We start from the raw sequence: 18,991 nt of genomic DNA on the forward strand, positions 1-18,991 counted from the left end.
ACAATCCATGAGGTTCGTTATAATGCCGCTTTGTGAAGGATCAATGCCATGAGACTGGTTGAGAAAGCTCTAACCTTCGACGATGTTCTGCTGCTTCCCGCCCACTCGGTGGTTTTACCACGCAACGTTGCCTTGACGACGCGCCTTAGCCGCGAAATTTCCCTTAATATACCGCTGGTTTCGGCCGCGATGGATACGGTGACCGAGGCGCCGCTTGCTATCGCGCTTGCGCAGGAGGGCGGCATCGGTATTATCCACAAGAATATGTCGGCGGAATCCCAGGCAGCCCACGTAGCCAACGTCAAGCGCTTCGAAAGCGGGATAGTGAAAGATCCCATCACCATCCCGCCGGACATGACAGTCCGTGACGTACTCAACCTCATCCGAAAATACAAAATATCCGGCTTACCCGTAGTGGAAGGATCGAAAGTCGTCGGTATCGTCACCAACCGGGACCTTCGTTTCGAAACCAACCTGGATCAACCTATCAAGAACATCATGACGCTGAAAGAGCGGCTGGTGACGGTAAACGAAGGCACTGGCCGCGAGGAGGCGATGACGTTGCTGCACAAGCATCGCCTGGAGCGAGTCCTGGTGGTGAACAGTAACTTCGAATTGCGTGGACTGATTACCGTAAAGGACATAATCAAGACATCCGAGCACCCCAATGCATGCAAGGACGACCTGGGGCGTCTACGCGTAGGCGCGGCCATTGGCGTCGGCGACGGCAGTGAAGAACGCGCGGAAGCACTCGCCGAAGCAGGCGTGGACGTGATCGTGGTGGATACTGCGCATGGACATTCACAGAGCGTACTTGACAGGGTACAGTGGGTAAAGAAAAGGTTTCCGCAAATCCAGGTTATCGGCGGGAATATCGCTACTGCTGCTGCCGCCAAAGCTCTGGTTGACCACGGAGCTGATGCGGTAAAAGTCGGAATAGGCCCTGGCTCAATCTGCACGACCCGCATTGTTGCAGGCGTCGGTGTGCCGCAAATCACCGCAATCAAAAACGTATCCGAAGCGTTGGCAAACACCGGCGTACCGCTGATCGCCGACGGCGGCATCCGCTATTCCGGCGATATCGCCAAGGCAATTGCCGCAGGAGGCAACTCTGTGATGTTGGGCGGATTGTTCGCGGGCACCAGCGAAGCGCCAGGCGAAATCGAGCTATTCCAGGGACGGTCCTATAAAACCTACCGCGGCATGGGGTCACTTTCTGCAATGCAGCAAGGTTCGAGCGACCGCTATTTCCAGCAAGCCGAGCAGAACGCCGAAAAACTGGTACCGGAAGGCGTAGAAGGCCGTGTTCCCTTCAAAGGCAGTGTCATTGCCGTAATTCATCAGCTTATCGGTGGGTTACGCTCCGGCATGGGTTATCTCGGTTGTGAAACAATTGAGGACATGCACGCCAAAGCCGAGTTTATCGAGATTACCTCTGCCGGCATTCGCGAATCCCACGTCCATAACGTGCAGATCACGAAAGAAGCACCGAATTATCGTGTGGAATAAGCTGTTGATGTAACGCAGTGTAGTACATCAAGATATCGCTACTTGAATGATTCAAATTGTCTCCTCATGCTGCGCTGCCCGTCCTCACAAGTGGGATAACTATGCAGCCTTTCTCGCGCCTGCATAGCTCCGATCACGCCATTTTTAACTTTTCATTCAAGTTTTACTTGAAACTGCCGGATATCCCGGCGCACCCTATCAGGCCATGCACCAAAAAATACTCATTCTTGATTTCGGTTCCCAATATACGCAACTGATTGCCCGCCGAGTCCGGGAAAGCAACGTCTACTGCGAAATCCACGCATACGACGTGAGTTCGCAATTTGTCAGGGATTTTGCGCCGAAAGGTATTATTCTTTCGGGCGGTCCGGCTTCTGTAGCAGAGTTTGAAACGCCACGGGCTCCGCAGATCGTTTTTGAGTTAGGTGTGCCGGTGCTGGGTATCTGCTATGGTATGCAGACCATGGCCGCCCAATTGGGCGGTGCGGTTGAAAATTCCAAGGTGCGCGAATTCGGTTACGCTGAAGTGCAAGCGAAAAACAGAATTGCTCTGCTGCGAGACATATACGACCATACCGATACCGCAGGCAAACAGACTCTCGACGTGTGGATGAGTCATGGTGATGCTGTCACCAAGCTTCCTTCCGGCTTTGAAGCCATGGCCAGCAATGCCTCCACGCCCCTGGCTGCCATAGCGGACGAGGCGCGAAAATTCTATGGCATACAATTCCATCCGGAAGTGACTCACACCCCGCAGGGCAAGGCCATTATCGCGCGGTTCGTGCACGAAATTTGCGGGGCCGGGCATGACTGGAATATGCCTGACTACATGGAAGAAGCGATCGGCAGAATCCGTTCCAAGGTAGGAGCGGACGAGGTTATTCTGGGCCTGTCCGGTGGCGTCGATTCATCGGTAGCCGCAGCACTCATTCATCGCGCCATCGGCAAACAACTTACCTGTGTATTTGTGGATAACGGCCTGCTGCGGATGAACGAAGCCGAACAGGTAATGGATACCTTCAGCAGAAATCTGGGCGTAAAAGTCATCCATATAGACGCCAGCGGAGAGTTTCTCAAGCACTTGCAAGGCGTCAGCGATCCTGAAATGAAACGCCGCATCATCGGTCGGGAATTCGTCGAAGTGTTTCAGCGCGAAGCTGCGAAAATTCCTAGTGCGCATTGGCTTGCCCAAGGTACGATCTACCCGGACGTGATCGAATCCGCAGGCGGAAAAACGAAAAAAGCGCAGACCATCAAATCGCATCACAATGTAGGCGGCCTGCCCGATACACTGCATTTGAAACTTCTGGAACCGTTGCGCGAATTATTCAAGGACGAAGTACGCGAACTTGGGGTAGCGCTGGGACTTCCGCACGACATGGTCTTTCGCCACCCCTTTCCCGGGCCCGGATTGGGAGTTCGCATACTCGGCGAGGTAAAGCGTGAATATGCCGAATTACTGCGCCGTGCCGATGCGATCTTTATTGAAGAACTACGTATCTCGGGTTGGTACGAGAAAACCTCTCAGGCGTTTACCGTATTCCTGCCGGTAAAATCCGTAGGGGTCATGGGCGACGGACGCACTTATGAATACGTAGTAGCCCTGAGAGCAGTTCAAACCGAAGACTTCATGACTGCACACTGGGCGGAACTCCCCTACCCCCTGCTAGCCAGGATATCCAACCGTATCGTCAACGAAGTGCGCGGGATTAACCGTGTTGTCTATGACATCTCCGGTAAGCCGCCTGCGACGATCGAGTGGGAATAGTCATCATGCCTTGCCGAGCGATCGTGGAATCTATATAGAACCGATAATCCGACTCTACACAGAAATTCTCAGTTCGGTTATTACCACGGAAAATTACGTGTTGCGATTGGCCAGGAAGGTTAAATTGCCATAAGCGTGCCATTTGCAATTCCTGACAGAGAAAGGTTTCCACTATATTTCGACGTTACTGCATGATCAATCGAGTCTGACCCTATTGATTTCACTAGGTAAGCAAAGCCTACCGAGCTGAGACATAGCCTAGCCAACCGCATTATTAGGATTTACGAACCTAACATCTCGGTCGAGCGGACCGTCTGCAAGCTGGATTTGCATCCGACCGCTCACTTTCAACCGGGAGGCTTCTGATGCGTCCGATCATCGAAGGTATAGGAAGTTATGAATCCAATAGTCATTGATGCAGCAACGATTTTTGACCCGGCAAGATTATTAGCTGTATTGGCGTCGGTTGATATCAGGCACTCGGAGGTTTGGGTGTCACAACGTTATGATCATTTTAAAGAAAAAGATTTTATTACTGGATTTGGTACCGACAGTAAGTTTGCCCTATTGCCAGACCAAGATGGTTGCTACAAAACAGATCCAATAGAAATACCGTCGCTTGATGAGAAACTAGACCAAAATCACGGGTTACTGGTCCAAAAATATTGCGATGGGCTCTAGATAAGGGGATGGTTGTTCCAAAGGATTTGTATAAATATGAAGATCTTGCCATCGAACTCGAAAAGATCCACCAACTCGACAATTTGTCCGAAGCAATTATGCTCGGCCCTCCTGCTGAATATGACGTAAGAGCAGGGAAAGAATGGACAAAGGAATATCTCAAGCGTATGGGTAAAGATAGACTGGGGCGTGAATATTCTTGGAGGCTAGAACCATACGGGATTGGGCATGGGCTCGGACTAGTTCTGGCCGCTGCACAAGAGGAACATGTAGAACCCTTTCTTAGCTACCCAAACTTTCGCGATAACGTGTCGACCCATAATTACACGTTTTATAAACGAGATAAGTCTCTGAGCTCCGCTTTTGAAGAAAAAACCTGCACGCCAAGAGCGAACATTGATATTGAAGAGGCGCTTCAAGATGCCTCTAGGCTGCTTAAGTGCCCTGAACCGATAGCCCTTGCAGAAGTGGCGTTCTATCTAGGCCAAAAGGAACGAATCGAATCCATCACAGGAATTATTACAGCATCCAAGCTCTTAGAGTCAAGGAACAAGGATACCGGAATCATTGCCGGTAAGTTTGTTGGTACTCTAGCTGCTGATATTACAGCTTTTGGCGGGATTCCTATAACTACAACGTTAGTATCGCTATATGACGTAGGTGCTAGGTTTTTCAAATCAAAATATGAATAGATTAACGGAACCTAGCAAAACCATCTTGCAAGGCTTTGCTTAAACTCTGCTCTTCGTGGGGGGTGATGAGTAAATGCACGTGGTTGGTCATCAGCACATAGGCGTGAATGTCACAACCATGCTTTTCACAGCTATCCGCAATTTATCAAGATAGAACCGATAATCCGCCTCTACGCAGAAAATCTCAGTCCGGTTATTACCACGTAAAACTACGTGCTGCGGTTGGCCAGGAAGGATAAATCGCGGTAAGCGGGCCATTTGCAATTCCGGTCGCGGAAAAGTTTCCAGTATACATCGTTACTGTATGATCAATCGAGTCCGACCCTATTGATTTTCGATTTTGGCCAAATCCATGAGTGAGGACAGCCTGAAGCAAGTGGCCGCCGCTATCTCTGGTAAGCGCACCAGTCTGACTCCAGAAGAGGCCAAGGAGCTTGCTTTGAGGGCGGTTAAGTTCAAGAAAGAGCGAGGCCGCCTGCCGTCAGTCAGTTCGCAAGATGCCTGGGAACAACGTATGGCCGAGGGAGCTGCAGCGTTCGTGCGTTTCAAAGATGAGGTCGTTATGACTGATCTGGACGATTTGCGTGCCGAGCTGGACGAGTTCGCCCAGCCGGAAAAAAAGAAAAGCCTCTCTGCCCGTGAAGAACGGATCATTGCTGGTTTCGAGGAAATTCAGCGTTTTGTCGAGCAGCATGGCCGTGCTCCACAACGCGGTGAAGAAAGAGACATCTTCGAGCGGCTCTATACCGTGCGCCTGGATCGTCTGCGCGCCCTTGAGGAATGCCGGGAGCAGCTGACACCCCTTGATCATCAGGGCTTGCTCAGTGGTGGTTACGCCAGTGATGCGGAGCCGGTGGAAACGATGGACGATGACGCTCTGCTTGCCGAGTTGGCAGGGGCTGCTGGATCAGCTGACATCACTGAGCTGCGCCATGTGCGTACCAGCGCTGAGAAGCAGGCAGCAGAGGAAATCGCCAATCGGGAGACGTATGAGGATTTCGAGGCGTTCAAGCCGCTATTTGATCAGGTGCGCAGTGATCTGAGTTCAGGCTCGAGAGTGACTCGGCCTTTCGGGCAGTACGCAACGATTGAAGTGGGCCACTGGTTCATCCTGGATGGTCAAACGGCGTATGTGGCCGAAGAGAGTGAAGAGTTCGACTCGCCGCAAGGCAAGAAGGATGCTCGGCTACGCGTCATTTTTTCGAATGACGCGGAAAGCAACCTACTGCGGCTGTCCCTGGCTCGTGCTTTGTACAAAGACGAAGCAGCACGTCGAATTATTGATCCAGATATGGGGCCCTTGTTCAGCGATTCTCTAGAAGAGGGTGATTTGGAGAGTGGGACCATTTATGTGTTGCGCTCCCTATCCGACAACCCCTATGTGGCCGAGCATCGTGATGTCATCCACAAGATTGGTGTGACCGACGGCAAGGTAGAAACCCGCATCGCGAACGCCGAACACGATTCTACCTATCTACTGGCGAAGGTTGAGGTGGTGGCGACTTACAAGCTGGCCGGTATCAATCGCACCCGGATGGAGAGCCTATTTCACAGGCTGTTCGCGCCCGCGCGGTTGAACATCACCATCAACGACCGTTTCGGCTACCCCGCGCAGCCCGAAGAATGATTTCTCGTTCCGCTGTTCGTCATTGATGAGGCTGTCGCGCGTATTAAGGATGGCAGCATCACCGGGTACATCTACGATCCCAAGGCTGCGACGCTGGTGAAGGCATAGGACAGGCCAAATACATGAACAGTCCTGGCCGCTTGCCAGGATAAACGCCAGGAGCAAAGAGCATGACGAAGTCGCATCAAGAGGATCAGGACAAACCGTTTTTCATTACCGAAGATGGCCCGCCCGACAACCTGCTGATGCCTCCGCACCGAATCCAAAATCTGCCACAAATCCTGGCGGGGCTCACCGATCACCAGTTGTCGAGGTGGCCTGGCGACCTAGCCGACGTTGAGCGAGGAGACGGCACAAGGCCATAGGCTGAGCGCCAGGAAGGAAAAACATCGGCTGGCTCGGTCGGCAAGCAGAACCAGGTCCGATGATGCCAGTTTGGGATTCGCTTGGCGTTACCTAGTGTTTTGGAGTATCGAGTGTAGTGATTCGATCAACATAATTGACAACAAAAATGGAATAGGCGCTGACGATGCTTGACCAAATGTTCACTGCGGAGAACTTCCGTCGCATCTATGATGCTGAGAACCGCAAGGGTGCCGACTTGGCGACCCGCTATTTACCTACGCTTGAACCGTTCACACTCGATGTACGCAACAAAGTGCAGGAGATTCGTGATTTACGGAAAATCGAAGCCACACTGAAGACTGGCGATTTCGAGGCGCGGTTGCTTGCGTTGAAAGCTGAACTAACGGCCTTGAAGGCAGATAAATCATCAGCCGTCGATGCCTTGATGGATGGCATCAGCCAGAAGGTCCTTAAGCCGAGCTTCAAGATCGACCTTTCCAAAAAGATCGGACCGAAGGGAAAGGCTGTTTTCTGCATTGACGAGGAGCCTGAAACCTTCTTCGTCATTAAGCAGATCCAGCGTAACATTCATCGCATTTATGGCGTCAAACAGGCGAACCGTCACGACCTCGTCTGCCAGCTTCGCGATATGCTCGGCAGCAAATTTCCTTTCGAACTGGTTCGCACGGATATTTCGTCATTTTATGAGAGTATTGACCGTAAGCGTTTGCTAGAGAAGCTGGAGCGCGACCAGCTATTGAGCCCCGCGTCAAAAAAATACATCAAGCAAGTGCTGGACTCATATGGCTTGATTTCTGGCACCTCTACTGGCGTTCCCCGAGGTGTGGGCATCAGCGCGTATCTGGCCGAACTGTATCTGAGGCCGGTGGATAAGGCGATCCGGGTTATTCCTGGTCTGGTGCTATATTGCCGGTTTGTCGATGACATCGTGGCCGTGTTTGCACGCCCGCCCGCTGGAAAAAGCCTCGGTTCGTTCAAGGAACTGATCAACGTAATCCTCAGTGATAACGGATTTGCGCTCAATGAGGACAAAACTTCTGAATTCGATCTGGCTGACACCAATCCGAAGAAGTTCGAGTATCTGGGGTATCGCTTCCATCTCAAACAGGGGCAGTTTGAAATCAGCCCGAGCGCGGCAAAAGTGGTGAAATATCGGGCGCGGATGAATGCTGCGTTTGCAGACTATTGGCGTGAGAAGCCCGTCAATTCACGAGGTGCATTCAGGAGGCTCGTCGGACGCATTAAATTTCTGACAGGCAACACACGCCTTTCCAACAGTAAATCACGGGCTGCCACCGGCGTATACTTTAACAACTCGATCGTGACCGATCTATCGAGCTTTAAATTACTCGATAAGCGGCTCAAGAGGCGTATAGCCGAGCTCAAACGAACCCGTCTGCAAAAACAGTTAAAAAATCTTAAATTCACGACTGGTTTTGAGCAGCGACGGTATCATAATTTCAGTACGCGAGAGTTGCAGATGATCGTGGGAGTCTGGAAACATGAGTAAGCGGCGCGTCTCACTTACTCACAGAAAGCAAAGATCTGTACTCACCGACATACTGCCGTTCGAAGTGCCCCCGACTTTCTCCAATCGGGGCTATTACCGCTTCTTGGTTAATAACAGCATTGAGATCGAAAATGGCCAGTTGCGCTGGGTTTGCGAAACGACCGCGCTCGATCAGACAATGCGGTTACTGTTTGGAATCAAGCCCAAGGCCGAAATCGCGACCAACGTTGTGAACGAGTGGGGCAAGCAGAAAACGCGCCGCAGCGTACCCATCAGTAAATGCCAGATGGCAACCATCCCTTTTAATTTCCGTGTCGCTCATAATCTTGATGGACGTACGCTTAGCGTTGTTCATCCGCGCAATCAAGTTGCCGTGGCAAGTTTCTACGCAACGCACAGCGCCTTGATCATATACCACGCGTCTGTTAGCGAGTTCTCGATCCGTCATCCTGTGTCGGTGTCGCGCTACGCTTATTTCAAGGACAAGCTCCATGAAGAACGCTTAGATGCCGTTGCAGGGGTCGAGGAAAGCGACCGAGAGTACGAACAGTTAGGCTCCTATTTCGTTTATCGGAAATACCGAAACATCCACCGTTTCTTTGAATCGTATAAATACCACCGCAGCGAGAAAAAATATGATGCGATGGTGCAGATCGATGTGAGCAAGTGCTTTGACAGCATCTACACTCACTCACTGCCTTGGGCCGTGTTGGGCAAGGATCAGACGAAATTCAATTTGGACGAGTCGAAGGATACTTTCGGGGGCCGCTTCGATGCCCTCATGCAAAACCTCAACCATAAAGAGACCAACGGCATAGTCATCGGCCCGGAGTTTTCCCGGATTTTCGCTGAGATCATCCTGCAGTCAGTTGATGCAGACATGATCACGCAATTATCGGAAGGGGCAAATCTGACCCACAAGGCCGATTATGAAATTTTCCGCTACGTGGATGACTTCTTTGTTTTCTACAACAAGGAGTCTACTCAGCTGAAGATATTCGAGACGCTTCAGCAGGTGCTTAAGTCTAAGAAGCTGAGCATCAACACGGCCAAAATAAAGCATTATCAAAAGCCGATCATCACAGAAATTACGATCGCTAAAGAGCGTATCTCGATCCTTCTGAATGACGAGATCGATCCAGTGTGTGAGGAGGAACCTCTGGCCGATCTTTCCAGCCCTCCAAAGCAAAATCTGGCCTGCCCTGTAAATGCGAACCGTCTGATTATTCGGTATAAGGCTGCCATCAAGGAGGCTGGCGTCACCTATGGTGATCTCCTGAACTACACCTTCGCCATAACCGAGAATAAAATCGAGAAGCTCTTCAAAGCCTATGTGGCGAGCGACAAGTCAGGTCGCGATCGTAAGCGCCTCTCCAATGCCTTGCTCGCGATTATGGAGTTCGCGTTTTTCGTCTATTCTGCGAGCCCGAGGGTCAATCACACGATCCGCCTCTGCCGGATAATCACGGCCTCCGTAGCTTTCCTGCAGGCGCAAAGTTTGCCATACGAGCATAAACACTTGCTGTTTAAGTACGTTCACGACAACGTGTTACAGCAGCTCGAAAAAAACACGATGAGCGTCCATCGTGAGGTCGAGAGCCTCTACCTACTTATTTCCTTATCGCAGATCGGCCGGGAATATTGGCTGCCGGTTTCCGTTCTTCTCCGACACTTCCTGATCAAGGAGGAAGAAGGCACAGGGAGCTATGTTCGCCCGTCGGGTTTTATGAACCACTTTTCGATAACGGTCCTGCTGTCCTATATCAAAGACAAGGTTCGTTATGAAAAGCTGAAGGGCTTCGTAGAGGCGCACCTCATCGCCAAACTCGAATATATGAAGGCCCATTGTCCGAATGACGCCGAAACACTGATCCTGCTGCTTGATCTCACAGTCTGTCCTTATATCAGTGCCGCCACCAAAGACGCCATCGGACAGATTTTTGGTCTGGATGCAGCAGCGCTTGCGTCGGTTCGATCATCCAACGATCAGTGGTTTACCACCTGGGGTGATAAATTCGATCTCGGGAAGGAACTGGAGGCGAAGCGCAGTCGTGAGGTATACTGATTTCGGTGCTCCGCTTTACCCTTAATGGCTGTTGGCAGCCCACACACAAGCGCCAACTCTTCTCCTATATCAATTGGGGGGAGGGTATGAGACGGCAGGAGCGGGCTGTCTCTCCATCTTTCTTGGCCGCGTCCGTGTTTTCTCGGCCTTCATCGGCATTTCTGAGTCGCAGCAGGGCCTGTCTCAAGCTGATTTACAAGTGTTTTGCCCCGTGATCGTTAGGTGCTTCCTGCTAACCTATGGGGGCTGACTGTGCGTTTCAGGATGCGGATTCACCAGGTTATCGGTCTGGCCAAGCGCATTGCAACCATAACTTGACCACGGATACTCGGATGGGTGCGCTACCATGCCTGCGCGTATTGGATTGAGTTCTATGTAGCGCATGCAAGTCAATAAATACGCCTCGGTATCAATCAGGGTAGCTTTGTAGCGCCCTTCCCATAACGTACCGGTGCGCCGGTAGCAATGATTGAAAAATTGGACATAATAACGGCCCAGCATTTGCAAGGCTTTGCTTAAACTCTGCTCTTTATGGGGGGTGATGAGTAAGTGCACGTGGTTGGTCATCAGCACATAGACGTGAATGTCACAACCATGCTTCTCACAGGCTAATCGCAATTTATCTATATAGAACCGATAATCCGCCTCTACACAGAAAATCTCAGTCCGGTTATTACCACGTAAAACTACGTGCTGCGGTTGGCCGGGAAGGATAAATCTCGGTAAGCGCGCCATTTGCAATTCCTATCGCGGAAAAGTTCTCAGCATACATCGTTACTGCATTATCAATCGAGTCTGACCCTATCGATTTCGCTTGTTAAAGTGTCTGGCATTCCATCGAATAAGCCTATTTTTACCACTTATTTCCTAGTTTAAAAAAATCTGCTTTCCTGTACTCTTTTTTCTAAGAAAAAGAGCGTTTATTTTTCTTATATTCAGCTTGCAGATAACTTGCAAGCAGCCTATTTATTTTTTGGAGAAAGATATGAAACATAAAACTTTATTGATTTCCGCTTTACTTTGTGCAGCTAGCACAGGCACTGCCATGGCAGCCAGCAGCACTTTCCAAAATACCTGTTCCAATATCACCTTTACTTATTCTGGCAATGATGCGGCAGTTCAGGCTACCTGCCTTACTGCGGCTGGCACCCCCAATAACACCAAATTGGTAATTATGGGTATTTCCAATCAAAATGGACAGCTCACCAGCGGCTCTGGCGCTAGCACATTCCAACAAAGTTGTGGCAATATCCAAATCAGCGCGACCGCTTCCGGTGCTATGTTGTCTGCTATTTGCCGCACTGCAGCAGGAGGCGCAAATGCTACTACAATTCCGCTAAGCGGCATCAACAACAACAACGGGAATCTCTCTTACTAAAAATAATGTAATTCCATTTCTATTTCAGAAGTGAATTTATAATCCAGGGCCAGGCAACGATGGATTGGATACATTCCCGATCCTTTTCCATGTCAGGCTCTGTTGCGTTGGTTTTTTTCGAGTGCAGCTTGTCTTTTCCAACCGGATTTTAGCAGCCAACAAATAAAATTGTTCTGCGGCAGACAGATTTTGGCCATAGCCAGAAACCATCTGACTTTCTTGATCATGTGCATAAGCTCAATGCCGTGCAAGATGGTTCTGGAGTATGGCCCATTGCGATCAATGAGGTCACCCATTAGCCGCCCCCGTGTCAAGGGCGAAACCAAATTTTCCCTGCTGTTTTTTTGACAGCGGGGTTTTCTTTTTGCAGACCTGTTTGTTGTTTCCAGTCGAACCCGTTTCCTCATTATTGGCTACGACCGAGTCGTGCCTGTCACCCATGTGGATCAAGCAGTGTCCGATATTCTGGCGCTGCCCTGGCTCAAATCGCCCCAGAGAAACGTTGGTGCCGCCGAGATGTACGGGCAATGGTCACAGACCTGTGGTTCGCTTTTAAGCGTCCAGTCCCCAATTGGCCCACCCGGCAGACGACCCGGAGTACAACACTCAGGCGGTGGCAGCAGATCTCCATTCAGACTCGCTGGCTCGCATCCAGACCCCATTGCTGGCTGACCTGCCGTCACCTTTAACCCTCATCAGGCACCCTCATCAGGCAAAACAGGGTCCGGTCAATGGCGGTCAATGGGGCGGTCAATGGAGGGGCGGTCAATGGGGTGGCGGTCAATGGGGTCAGACTCGATTGATCTTGAATTGTTCTGATTTCCTATCTCCGCCCTTGACCGCAGGCTCCACCTGCCTCTTCAATTTCTCTTGAATACTTTGCTTGAACCGGTCGTTTCCCAATACCCAAGCCTTGTTTGTGGCCTCTCTGATTGTATTAATGCTCTCTTCAGAAATCGGATACTCGAATAACCGCCGGTACGCGCTTTGGCGTTCCTCGTCAATTCTTCCCAAACGTAGGTATTCGGAATGTGGGGTTACCAAATCATTGACCCAGCCCAAGGCATTATAGCCATAGCTTGACCAGCGGTATTCGGATGGATGGGCTACCATACCGGCACGTACAGGGTTCAGTTCTATATAACGCATACAGGTCAGCAAATACGCCTCGGTATCAATCAGAGTAGCTTTGTAGCGGCCTTCCCATAACGTACCGGTGCGCCTGTAGCAATGATTGAAAAACTGCACATAATAACGCCCCAGCATTTGCAAGGCTTTGCTTAAGCTCTGCTCTTTGTAAGGGGTGATAAGTAAATGCACGTGGTTGGTCATCAGCACATAGGCGTGAATGTCACAACCGTGCTTTTCACAGGCTAACCGCAATTTATCAAGATAGAATCGATAATCGGCCTCCACACAGAAAATCTCTGTCCGATTATTGCCACGTAAAATTATGTGCTGCGGTTGGCCGGGAAGGATAAATCTCGGTAAGCGCGCCATTTGCAATTCCTGTTGCGGAAAAGTTTCCAGTATACATCGTTACTGCATGATCAATCGAGTCTGACCCTATTGTTTTTTTCGCAGCCGGTACAGCGCATGGCGCTGATCCAGTATCTGCTCCAGCCGCATCCGGAAAAGATCATCACAACCACTGCGTTCTTGCTTCTTTGGTTTCATCACAATTCACCAGAAATCAGGGGGCAACAACCTAATTCTGGCAAATTCCACGCTTTTTGAATACCCAAAACGTCAATATTTGTGCGGGTTTGGAGGGTATTTCAGGGGCGACTAAATAAGGTGAGGTGCGTCGTAATCAAAGCGGCTTGCGCCCGCTAATAATCCTAAGGAGGATAACTACGATTGCGATCACCAAGAGAATATGGATGAATCCGCCCATCGTATACGAGCTTACCAATCCCAGCAGCCACAAGATAATCAGAACAACTGCGATTGTATAGAGCATGATGATTTCTTCCTTTTTAACGAATTTATCAACGGCTCCGGTTATGCCGATGTTATTTCCCTGATTAGCCACAAGCCGGGTGACGCTTATTCCCTCTTCTTGGCATCAGCTTTGCAGTGGCTTGAGCGGCTTTGGTTTTCCCTGATTTGGTCGACGCTCAATGCTGACAATGATGCGGGATGCCTAGTCGTGATGTGACACCCCGCCTCCCTGCTTTAGCAGGTACGATCCTTCTGGCTTTTTTCCCATTCGGAAATTTGCTTCTCCGCTTCTTCCTTGCTGATCCCATAGGATTCCTGGATCCTGCCCGCAAGCTGATCCCGCCGTCCTGCAATCCTGTCCAGATGGTCATCGGTAAGCTTGCCCCATTGCTCCTTGACCTTGCCTTTGAATTGCTTCCAATTTCCCTCTACTTGATCCCAGTTCATATTAATGCTCCTTATATGCCGCAGCTGATAAAAAAGAATATGGTATTTGCTTTGCTTTATTTCTTGATGCTCAGTTCATTGACGACGCTCTTCACCCCCTCGACTCCCCGCGCGATCTCGGCAGCCCGATCAATTTGAGCCTGATTGTCTGCAAAACCGCTAAGCTGAACCACGCCGTCGCGTGTCACCGTAGAAATATCCGTGCTGTTAAGCCCAGGCTCAGCAATTAACTCGGCTTTGACCTTGGTAGTGATGATTCCATCATCTATTTTTTCGCCTACGGTTGTGTCGGTCGTCTTCAGGCTCATCTTATTGTCTACCTTCTTGACACCCTCAACCCCCTTTGTAACGGTTATTGCGCGGTCGATCTGGCTCTGGTTGTCTACAAAGCCGCTAAGCTGAACCTCACCCTTGCGTGTCTCAACCTTGATATCGAAACTCTTGACATCTGCATCGGCGAGGAGCGCGGATTTGACTTTTGTCGTTATGGTAGTGTCGTCAATTTCTGTTCCCACCGTGGTTTTAGCCGCAGGTGCCGCCGCCGACTCGGGTGCTGTCGCCGGTTTGGGCCCTTTGTCCTCGGTTTTGCCGCAGCCAGCAATGGATAACGCGCTGATGAGCGTTATCGTCATGACTACTAATTTATTTTGAATATTCATGCTATTTTTCTCCAGAGTAGGTTTCAATGAAAAGATTGCCTATGGCGGGCAGCTGAAAGTGATGCATATATTGCTCGCCATACTTCACATCGGCTGTCTTCGGTTGCTATCATCATGCTTCACGGGTAATAGCTCAGTGCGCTGCCGCACATAAATTTTAAAATTCCCGTCCCGCTGACGTTGAGCGATCACGATTTACCCGACCTGAAAATTGAAATGACATATGAAATAATAGAGGAAGCGACAAAGCGTCCTGCGCACGAACAGGTTTTCGCCTGAACGCGTACCGGAGCTTGGAAGAGATTGAATAAGACTCGGAGGAACTCTGGCAGGACTTGAGGATATCCGCCAGCAACGCGCGTTATGGCTAGGTCGGTGTCATGGGAAAAATTTAACGACCGGGCTAATTGGCCCTGATAAGCTCACGCGGTTGTGTTTTGCTTGTGCTTGTATTCACCGGCTTTCCCTTATCCAGCCTCACCGGTGGCAGGATCAGCCCTGGATCCTTGCATCTGATCGAATACTCCGCCATTGGAGAAATGGACATTCTGGGCTTCCTTCCAACCGCCAAAGACTTCGTCGATAGTGAAAAGTTCTATCTGCGGGAATTGCATTGCATACTTGGCGATCACCTTCTCATCACGTGGACGATAGTAGTGTTTTCCTGCGATATCTTGAGCTTTCGTTGAATAGAGGTAATCGATGTAAGCCTTGGCTATCTCGTGCGCCCCGGCCTGATCGGCCACATCACTGATCACGCTGACCGTAGGTTCAGCCAGAATGGAGAGAGATGGCGTAACGATCTCAAATTTATCTCCATTTCCTTCTTTGGCAAGCAGATGAGCTTCGTTTTCCCAGGCCAGCAGCACATCACCAACGCCGCGCTCGACGAAAGTATTGACTGAACCTCGCGTTCCCGAATCCATCACCTTGACGTTAGCAAATAACTTCTTGACAAACTCGAGCGCTGCCGTATTGCTTCCGCCTGACTGCCTGAACGCGTAGCCCCACGCTGCCAGATAATTCCAGCGAGCGCTGCTGGAATTTTTTGGATCGGATGTTACCACCTCGACCTCCGATCGCGTGAGGTCGTTCCAATCTCTCAATCCCTTCGGATTACCCTTGCGTACAATGAATACGATAGTCGAAGTAAAGGGTGTATTTTGCGGTAAGGGTTTCACCCAATGAGGCAACATGAATTTGCTGCTTTTTTGCAGCGCCACCGGATCATAGGACAATGCAAGTGATACAACATCAAGCCCGTCCACGACCGCGCGTATAGGTACTCCCGATTTGCTCCGGGCTTGTTTAACCGTAACCTCGACACCCGTTCGTGCTCTCCAGTGGTTGAGGAAAGCCTTGTTGAAATCCTCGTACATTTTTTGTGTAGGGTCAGTAGAGTTAATCCCTGAGAAATCATGCAGCGCAGCGATTGCCACGCCCAAACTGAGCAGGATTGCGAAAACGGCAAAAATAAAACGATAGCGATATGAATACATCTTTTATTCCCTCCACGGTAGTAAACACAGGAGAGAATTTAACATTCGTTTATTTCAGTCGCGTTGCATAAAAATGAAGAAATTGAGTAGCTTGAAGATTTTGATCGGGAAATGAAATAGTGGCGGATGCAAGCCAGGAAACGATAAACTCTTATTTCCGTATACTTTTTAAACAAATGGCAGGTTGGGGATCGCGACTGATAAAATTTAACCGTAGATCTTGATGAGAACGACAGAAGACTCCCCGTGAATATCCGAAACTTTACCAGTTTTTCCAACATAGCCCTTGTGCTGCTGCTGACGGGTATTGGCGCGCTCGTATTCCATTCGCTGAGCATCCGCGAAGAACTCAACAAGAGCGAGCGTCACCAGTTTCAGGCGCTTCTGCTGGCCCATGAGCTTCTTCAGAGTTCTGACGACCTTACCACCATGGCGCGTACTTACGTGATTACCGGGGACCCGGCTTTCAAGCGCTACTTCATGGAGATATGGGATATCCGCAACGGAATACGCCCGCGCCCGCTTAGTTATTCAAGCACCTATTGGCATCTTGTGGCGGCGCATCGGGCTCCCGCAGTCGAACAAGGCGAGGCCGTTCCCTTGCTGGAAATGTTTCACAAGGTAGGCTTCAATAATGAGGAATATGCCTTGCTGGAAGAAGCGCTGGAGCATTCCGAAAAGCTGGTTATTCTGGAAAAGCAGGCATTCGCCGCCCTTGAGGGCTTATATGATGACGGCAAGGGTAATTTCACGAAACGCCGTAAGCCAGATAGGGAATTTGCCATTCAGTTGCTGTACAGCGAACGTTTTATTGCCGGAAAAGCAGCGGTTGCGCAGCCGATTCAGCAGTTCATAGATTTATTCAGCGGACGCATGCAAACCCAAACGAACCTCGGATTTGCCAGGCTCGAGCGCCAGATCATGTTTGAAATGACGCTCATCTTCATCGCTCTGCTTGCCACGACGGGAATCGTTTTTTACACCCGGCTCGGCATATTGCAGCCTCTGGCGGAACTCGGCCGCCAGGTAGCCGGTGTCACCCGCGGTATTCGCCCCAGCCGTTACGGAAAAGCGACAAGTAATGAAGTTGCAAAACTCGCCGAAGCATTAGCCTTGGCTGATGCAGAAAAACAACGGCTTCTTGAGAATGAACGCGTTGCCAGAAGTGAAGCCGAGCGGGCCAGCCAGCTCAAGGACGAGTTTCTGGCAACCCTTTCCCATGAATTGCGAACTCCGCTCAACGCGATTCTGGGCTGGTCGCAACTTATCCTGAGCGGGAACATGAAGAACGATGATATCCATCGAGGCCTTGAAACCATTGAACGAAATGCTCGCGCCCAGAATAAGCTTATAGAAGACCTTCTCGAAATGAGCAGCATAATTTCAGGAAAAGTAAGGCTCGATATGCAGCAACTGGATGTTGTCAGTCTGATTGAGGCAGCGGTTGAGTCGGTCAAGCCAACAGCGCAAGCAAAAGGAGTGGCTTTGCAAAAAAAAATAGCGCCGCGCATCAGCCCGATCATAGGGGATCCCAACCGTCTCCAGCAGATCTTTTGGAATTTGCTCTCCAACTCGCTGAAATTCACGCCAAAAGGAGGAAAGATAGAGGTTGTCGTTGAGCAGTCGAGTTCCTTTCTTGAGATCAGGATCAACGACTCGGGTCTAGGCATTGCCCCGGAGTTCATGCCTTATGTTTTCGACCGCTTCAGGCAGGGTGACGCTTCGCTTACTCGACAATATGGCGGCCTTGGCTTGGGCTTGGCCATTGTCAAACAATTAGTGGAACTTCACGGCGGTGCAGTCCGTGCAGAAAGCGCAGGCGCTGCGCAAGGGTCGTCGTTTGTCGTGCATTTGCCGCTCTCTGCTGCTGACAATGTGAAAAACGAACCGGCACCCACGCTACGAGAGTACATCGATGAAAAAAATCCACCACTAGCGGGACTGAAAGTGCTGGTGATCGATGACGAATTCGATGCGTGCGAACTCATCAAGCGAATGTTGACTCAATGCAAAGCCGACGTAATCAGTGCCGCAAGTGCTACTGAAGGCCTGGAGCTTCTAAAGATCGACAGACCGGATGTGATTATCAGCGACATCAGCATGCCAGGCAAGAACGGGTATCAATTTATTGCCGAGGTAAGAGATCTTCCTGAAAAAGAGGGAGGCAAGACCCCCGCAATTGCGCTTACAGCATTCGCTCGGGCGGATGATAGAGCAAGGGCGATGAGCGCGGGCTATGACAATCATCTTCCCAAACCCGTCGACCCGGTTGAATTGATTACGGCCATTAACAATCTAGCCAGAAGAATACCGATTGACGAGTAAAAATTACCGTAGTCGGAAGATATTGATGAGCGTCGTATCCGCTTCAATATCGAAAATCGCGGTAACGGAGGCTACCGGGTTGGAATGCCTGTTCAAGGGGCGAAAAGCATGAATATCGGCGATTACTCGTCTCTTGAAAAACCAACTCATCCGTTGCTTGTTCTTGAGAGGACTTGATAAGCCAAACTTAAACTTTATCCCACATTACATCACAGTGCTTTTTTGCGGCCGCGGTAAGCAATTCGATCAGAGGTATCGCCCGATAATTCAGGCTTATAGTTTGGTCATCCGGATCCACGCCTCCCGGGTCCGAGCTGGGTTCCTGCGATCTCGATTTTCCCTCTTCAATGGCACGCTTCAAGCGTTCAAGCGCGGCCGGAACGTCATCGGCTAATATTGCGCTGGGCACAGTTCCGCTATGCCCCATCATTTTCAATAGACGATGCGCTGCATCTCCAAACATCATTATATCCGCATACGCATCGCTCTTGAACGTTACCAGCATATGAGATCCATGCTCG

19 protein-coding genes are annotated in these 18,991 nt (G+C 50.3%); 11 read left to right on the forward strand and 8 right to left on the reverse strand.

Features of this window, described 5'->3' with window-relative positions; all coding sequences use genetic code 11:
* Positions 1–48 precede the first annotated feature (48 nt).
* The 4 genes from guaB (at position 49) to F822_RS02395 (ending at position 4,650) form a co-directional block, all read left to right on the forward strand.
* Positions 49–1,509 carry an IMP dehydrogenase gene (guaB, locus tag F822_RS02380; protein WP_025039508.1) on the forward strand — a complete coding sequence of 487 codons (1,461 nt, stop codon included), beginning with the start codon at positions 49–51 and terminating at the stop codon, positions 1,507–1,509.
* 205 nt (positions 1,510–1,714) lie between these two features.
* Positions 1,715–3,277, forward strand: coding sequence for a glutamine-hydrolyzing GMP synthase (guaA, locus tag F822_RS02385; protein ID WP_025039507.1), 1,563 nt, complete (start codon positions 1,715–1,717; stop codon positions 3,275–3,277).
* A gap of 396 nt (positions 3,278–3,673) precedes the next feature.
* On the forward strand, positions 3,674–3,958 hold the full coding sequence (locus F822_RS02390; protein WP_025039506.1) for a hypothetical protein: 285 nt from the start codon (positions 3,674–3,676) through the stop codon (positions 3,956–3,958).
* 8 nt (positions 3,959–3,966) lie between these two features.
* Positions 3,967–4,650: a hypothetical protein gene (locus F822_RS02395; RefSeq protein WP_025039505.1), complete on the forward strand. Its 684-nt coding sequence runs from the start codon at positions 3,967–3,969 to the stop codon at positions 4,648–4,650.
* A 1-nt stretch (position 4,651) separates the two neighbouring features.
* On the opposite strand, the gene F822_RS15995 is transcribed toward F822_RS02395, so the two are convergent.
* Positions 4,652–4,792: a transposase gene (locus F822_RS15995; RefSeq protein ID WP_407938242.1), complete on the reverse strand. Its 141-nt coding sequence runs from the start codon at positions 4,790–4,792 to the stop codon at positions 4,652–4,654.
* 210 nt (positions 4,793–5,002) lie between these two features.
* Here F822_RS15995 and F822_RS02400 point away from each other — a divergent pair, with 210 nt between their 5' ends.
* The 4 genes from F822_RS02400 (at position 5,003) to drt3b (ending at position 10,218) form a co-directional block, all read left to right on the forward strand.
* Complete coding sequence (locus F822_RS02400; protein WP_231623552.1) at positions 5,003–6,277, forward strand: GIY-YIG nuclease family protein; 1,275 nt, start codon at positions 5,003–5,005, stop codon at positions 6,275–6,277.
* 170 nt (positions 6,278–6,447) lie between these two features.
* Positions 6,448–6,642: a hypothetical protein gene (locus F822_RS02405; RefSeq protein ID WP_025039504.1), complete on the forward strand. Its 195-nt coding sequence runs from the start codon at positions 6,448–6,450 to the stop codon at positions 6,640–6,642.
* Positions 6,643–6,806: 164 nt separating this feature from the next.
* Positions 6,807–8,153, forward strand: coding sequence for an antiviral reverse transcriptase Drt3a (gene drt3a / locus F822_RS02410; RefSeq protein WP_025039503.1), 1,347 nt, complete (start codon positions 6,807–6,809; stop codon positions 8,151–8,153).
* Entirely contained in the window at positions 8,146–10,218 is a 2,073-nt protein-coding gene (gene drt3b / locus F822_RS02415; RefSeq protein WP_025039502.1) for an antiviral reverse transcriptase Drt3b, read from the forward strand. The genes drt3a and drt3b overlap by 8 nt, the downstream gene beginning before the upstream one ends.
* 237 nt (positions 10,219–10,455) lie before the next feature.
* Here drt3b and F822_RS02420 read toward each other — a convergent pair whose 3' ends face one another.
* Positions 10,456–10,953, reverse strand: a complete 498-nt coding sequence (locus F822_RS02420; RefSeq protein WP_025039501.1) for an REP-associated tyrosine transposase — start codon at positions 10,951–10,953, stop codon at positions 10,456–10,458.
* 250 nt (positions 10,954–11,203) lie between these two features.
* Here F822_RS02420 and F822_RS02425 point away from each other — a divergent pair, with 250 nt between their 5' ends.
* Entirely contained in the window at positions 11,204–11,596 is a 393-nt protein-coding gene (locus F822_RS02425) for a mannose-binding lectin (RefSeq protein ID WP_025039500.1), read from the forward strand.
* 789 nt (positions 11,597–12,385) lie between these two features.
* Here F822_RS02425 and F822_RS02435 read toward each other — a convergent pair.
* Positions 12,386–13,096: an REP-associated tyrosine transposase gene (locus tag F822_RS02435; protein WP_025039498.1), complete on the reverse strand. Its 711-nt coding sequence runs from the start codon at positions 13,094–13,096 to the stop codon at positions 12,386–12,388.
* 313 nt (positions 13,097–13,409) lie between these two features.
* Positions 13,410–13,526, reverse strand: coding sequence for a lmo0937 family membrane protein (locus F822_RS14800; RefSeq protein ID WP_231623616.1), 117 nt, complete (start codon positions 13,524–13,526; stop codon positions 13,410–13,412).
* Between F822_RS14800 and F822_RS15720 the strand changes: the two genes are divergently transcribed.
* Positions 13,476–13,757 carry a hypothetical protein gene (locus F822_RS15720; RefSeq protein ID WP_025039496.1) on the forward strand — a complete coding sequence of 94 codons (282 nt, stop codon included), beginning with the start codon at positions 13,476–13,478 and terminating at the stop codon, positions 13,755–13,757. The two genes, F822_RS14800 and F822_RS15720, sit on opposite strands and share 51 nt — an antisense overlap.
* 17 nt (positions 13,758–13,774) lie before the next feature.
* On the opposite strand, the gene F822_RS02450 is transcribed toward F822_RS15720, so the two are convergent.
* From F822_RS02450 to F822_RS02460, 3 genes are all read right to left on the reverse strand, one after another.
* On the reverse strand, positions 13,775–13,987 hold the full coding sequence (locus tag F822_RS02450) for a CsbD family protein (RefSeq protein WP_025039495.1): 213 nt from the start codon (positions 13,985–13,987) through the stop codon (positions 13,775–13,777).
* Between the two features lie 56 nt (positions 13,988–14,043).
* Positions 14,044–14,646, reverse strand: a complete 603-nt coding sequence (locus tag F822_RS02455) for a BON domain-containing protein (RefSeq protein ID WP_025039494.1) — start codon at positions 14,644–14,646, stop codon at positions 14,044–14,046.
* Positions 14,647–15,113: 467 nt separating this feature from the next.
* Positions 15,114–16,145 carry a sulfate ABC transporter substrate-binding protein gene (locus tag F822_RS02460; RefSeq protein ID WP_025039493.1) on the reverse strand — a complete coding sequence of 344 codons (1,032 nt, stop codon included), beginning with the start codon at positions 16,143–16,145 and terminating at the stop codon, positions 15,114–15,116.
* Positions 16,146–16,391: 246 nt separating this feature from the next.
* Here F822_RS02460 and F822_RS02465 point away from each other — a divergent pair, with 246 nt between their 5' ends.
* Positions 16,392–18,470, forward strand: a complete 2,079-nt coding sequence (locus tag F822_RS02465; RefSeq protein WP_025039492.1) for a hybrid sensor histidine kinase/response regulator — start codon at positions 16,392–16,394, stop codon at positions 18,468–18,470.
* 187 nt (positions 18,471–18,657) lie between these two features.
* On the opposite strand, the gene F822_RS02470 is transcribed toward F822_RS02465, so the two are convergent.
* On the reverse strand, positions 18,658–18,975 hold the full coding sequence (locus tag F822_RS02470; RefSeq protein WP_025039491.1) for a DUF1840 domain-containing protein: 318 nt from the start codon (positions 18,973–18,975) through the stop codon (positions 18,658–18,660).
* Between the last annotated feature and the right edge of the window lie 16 nt (positions 18,976–18,991).

Source organism: Nitrosospira briensis C-128 (genome assembly GCF_000619905.2).
Taxonomy (GTDB): Bacteria; Pseudomonadota; Gammaproteobacteria; order Burkholderiales; family Nitrosomonadaceae; genus Nitrosospira; species Nitrosospira briensis.

What these genes read in the sequence shown, in the direction of transcription:
- guaB (WP_025039508.1), top strand. Translation starts at nt 49, where the DNA reads ATGAGACTGGTTGAGAAAGCTCTAACCTTCGACGATGTTCTGCTGCTT.
- guaA (WP_025039507.1), top strand. Translation starts at nt 1,715, where the DNA reads ATGCACCAAAAAATACTCATTCTTGATTTCGGTTCCCAATATACGCAA.
- F822_RS02390 (WP_025039506.1), top strand. Translation starts at nt 3,674, where the DNA reads ATGAATCCAATAGTCATTGATGCAGCAACGATTTTTGACCCGGCAAGA.
- F822_RS02395 (WP_025039505.1), top strand. Translation starts at nt 3,967, where the DNA reads ATGGTTGTTCCAAAGGATTTGTATAAATATGAAGATCTTGCCATCGAA.
- F822_RS02400 (WP_231623552.1), top strand. Translation starts at nt 5,003, where the DNA reads ATGAGTGAGGACAGCCTGAAGCAAGTGGCCGCCGCTATCTCTGGTAAG.
- F822_RS02405 (WP_025039504.1), top strand. Translation starts at nt 6,448, where the DNA reads ATGACGAAGTCGCATCAAGAGGATCAGGACAAACCGTTTTTCATTACC.
- drt3a (WP_025039503.1), top strand. Translation starts at nt 6,807, where the DNA reads ATGCTTGACCAAATGTTCACTGCGGAGAACTTCCGTCGCATCTATGAT.
- drt3b (WP_025039502.1), top strand. Translation starts at nt 8,146, where the DNA reads ATGAGTAAGCGGCGCGTCTCACTTACTCACAGAAAGCAAAGATCTGTA.
- F822_RS02420 (WP_025039501.1), bottom strand. Translation starts at nt 10,953, where the DNA reads ATGGCGCGCTTACCGAGATTTATCCTTCCCGGCCAACCGCAGCACGTA.
- F822_RS02425 (WP_025039500.1), top strand. Translation starts at nt 11,204, where the DNA reads ATGAAACATAAAACTTTATTGATTTCCGCTTTACTTTGTGCAGCTAGC.
- F822_RS02435 (WP_025039498.1), bottom strand. Translation starts at nt 13,096, where the DNA reads ATGGCGCGCTTACCGAGATTTATCCTTCCCGGCCAACCGCAGCACATA.
- F822_RS15720 (WP_025039496.1), top strand. Translation starts at nt 13,476, where the DNA reads ATGGATGAATCCGCCCATCGTATACGAGCTTACCAATCCCAGCAGCCA.
- F822_RS02450 (WP_025039495.1), bottom strand. Translation starts at nt 13,987, where the DNA reads ATGAACTGGGATCAAGTAGAGGGAAATTGGAAGCAATTCAAAGGCAAG.
- F822_RS02455 (WP_025039494.1), bottom strand. Translation starts at nt 14,646, where the DNA reads ATGAATATTCAAAATAAATTAGTAGTCATGACGATAACGCTCATCAGC.
- F822_RS02460 (WP_025039493.1), bottom strand. Translation starts at nt 16,145, where the DNA reads ATGTATTCATATCGCTATCGTTTTATTTTTGCCGTTTTCGCAATCCTG.
- F822_RS02470 (WP_025039491.1), bottom strand. Translation starts at nt 18,975, where the DNA reads ATGCTGGTAACGTTCAAGAGCGATGCGTATGCGGATATAATGATGTTT.